Here is a 1793-nt window from a genome sequence, read left to right as displayed (position 1 = left end):
TGGGCAGACTCGTCCTCGTCGGAGAAAATCTCATGTTCTGCGACGGTCGTTTCCAGATCGAGGCATTGGACATGCCAGTGGGCCGTGCGAGGAACTCGGCCCATGCCGCCATGATACGTGGCGCTTCCGCGGGCGCCTTCGGATGGACCGTCGGTGATCGGTGAGCCGTTCTCATTGGCCCAGCGACCGAGGTGCAGACGATTGAGCAAAACGATCGGCAGCATTCCGTCCGCGTCGCGCAACAGCGTACCGTCCGCTGACGGCTCCAGCATTCCCCACTGCGGCACATCGATGCCCGCATGGCCTTCGCGCGACCATCGGCGCGTTTTCGTGTCGAGCCACAACACCGCATAGGCGGAGGAGGCCTGGTCGAAGGTATCCAGCTTGACGGTAATACGCATCACGTTCTCCGATATATATCTGACTTAATGACTCAAGACCCATAGCACCAGCGTGTGGGCGTCTTGCGCGGATAAGGGGCCACCCCGTTCGCCGGGAGACGGCATGGCCATGTCGCCCCAGTGGGCGGGTCCGCCCACGCGCAGTTTGTGTTCGAGCATCGCTGCGGCATTGGGCACGTTACGATAGCGGTCGGAAATTTGCTGAAACGATGGTGCAAGAAATGCCGCGTTATCGGTGTGGCAGAACATGCAATGCTGTTGATCGACGAGAGGCGTGGGCTCCGGCTCCGCCGCGTGTGTCGCGGAGATAAGAAGCGCGACTGCTGCGAGTGCCCAAAGACGCGTGAAGGATCGCGATGCGCTACGGTCAATTAAAATGAGTCCGTCCGTGCGATGGTTCCTGGATTGAATCACTGTGGTCTCGCGGTACGGAAGTGTCCTGGCGGTCGGGAGGAACATCGAAGCGCGGTTTCGCTTGAGTTGCATAGGTTCGGTAAGCGCATTGCGATTGAACCAGCCGCGTGCGATGGCGCCGCCTCCGGCAGGCGCGCGGTATGCGCATGGGTGGGTCGCAGGGCGAACGACGGCTCACGTTGGCGGACACCAAACGGTAGTGTCTGCATTCGATGATGCGCCCACACGGCTTTGCGTCCTTGATCTGTGTCAACGTCGTTGGCCCGACAGTCTGAGATATCGTTTCAGCAGATTCGAATTGCGCCTCGCAGGCGCGCCACAATCTGACAAAGCGTCGACGACGAGCGCATCGAATAGCTGATTTTGGCGCGAGGCGTCGGCGTCGCGGTTGCTGCCGATGCTCCAACATTCATTCGCGTCACCATCGGCCCGAAAGTCACAGCGTTCACACGTCAGGACACCACCGCGGACATCGCACGCCGCGATGAATGCGCGACATGCGGCCCCTTTCCCATGCGCAGCAACAGTTGCGGATGCGCGTTCATGCCGGCTTCGCGGCCCACCGAATCGCGAAGCGAGTCCACTTCGAGCGGCTGATTCAAATAGGACGCGGTCAGGCCCTGCGTGACCCCGGTCAGCAGCACGCGCTCGAGCGCCTGCCCCGCGGCGAACCACGCATCACGATCGTCGGCGCCAGTGCCAATGCAAAGGAGCATCGGGGACCTGTCGACGAGTTGACGATGCGCCGCGGCGAGCCCGCCGCCGAGATCGAATGTGCGCAATGCCAATGCGGCTAGCGGCGTTGCGAAGTCGAGCAGCGCGCTTGCGCCGCCCGCGTACGCAGGCATGCCGTCGTCATGTCGACGGGGATGAATCCAGCTTGCGAGTTCGCGCCTGAAGCGCGGATCGCGAAACTGGATGTGATCGGCCTCGGCAATCAGTTCGGCGAGCCGCTCCCGCCCGAGCGTCGATCCAATG

At 62.2% G+C, this 1793-nt stretch carries 2 protein-coding genes and 1 pseudogene; all 3 read right to left on the bottom strand.

Annotation, left to right across the window (positions count from 1 at the left end; translation table 11 throughout):
• The coding region (locus tag AWB68_RS44520) for a DUF3564 family protein (RefSeq protein WP_087650407.1) at positions 1-401 on the bottom strand (401 nt) is incomplete at its 3' end.
• A 24-nt stretch (positions 402-425) separates the two neighbouring features.
• Positions 426-710 (bottom strand): c-type cytochrome, encoded by a 285-nt coding sequence (locus AWB68_RS44515; protein ID WP_087650408.1) that lies wholly within the window; start codon positions 708-710, stop codon positions 426-428.
• Positions 711-1267: 557 nt separating this feature from the next.
• Positions 1268-1793, bottom strand: a pseudogene (locus AWB68_RS48690) (Acg family FMN-binding oxidoreductase); the annotation flags it as partial.

It is taken from the genome of Caballeronia choica (assembly GCF_001544535.1).
Classification (GTDB): Bacteria; Pseudomonadota; Gammaproteobacteria; order Burkholderiales; family Burkholderiaceae; genus Caballeronia; species Caballeronia choica.
This window is presented reverse-complemented; position numbering and strand designations above follow the sequence as displayed.